The 363-nt window shown below is 67.2% G+C and carries 1 protein-coding gene; it reads left to right on the top strand.

From position 1 onward, the window contains the following. Positions 1-363: phosphopantetheine-binding protein (locus LCU97_RS26545; protein WP_232778221.1), on the top strand; the 363-nt coding region annotated here is incomplete at both ends.

Genomic DNA, 363 nt, shown 5'->3' with positions numbered 1-363 from the left:
ACCGCAAGGCGACACCGAGGTCGCCATTGCCGAGATCTGGAAAAACCTGCTGCACCTGGATCAGGTCGGCCGTCACGACGGCTTCCTCGAACTGGGCGGCCATTCGCTGCTGACCGTGCAACTGCAATCCCGCCTGCACCAGGACCTCGGGGTCGAGATCGACCTGCGCACGCTGTTCGCCCAGACCTCGTTGAGCGAACTGGCCCGGCAGGTGGAGCAGGCCGGCACCTCGCAGCTCCAGGTCATTGCCGTGGTGCCCCGCGACCAACCGCTGCCGCTGTCCCTGGCCCAGCAACGCCTGTGGTTCCTCGACCAGTTGGACCACGCCGCCAGCGTCGCCTACCACATGCCCGCCGCCTTGCA

The sequence above is a fragment of the Pseudomonas uvaldensis genome (genome assembly GCF_021271205.1).
In the GTDB taxonomy this organism is placed as follows: Bacteria; Pseudomonadota; Gammaproteobacteria; order Pseudomonadales; family Pseudomonadaceae; genus Aquipseudomonas; species Aquipseudomonas uvaldensis.
This window is presented reverse-complemented; position numbering and strand designations above follow the sequence as displayed.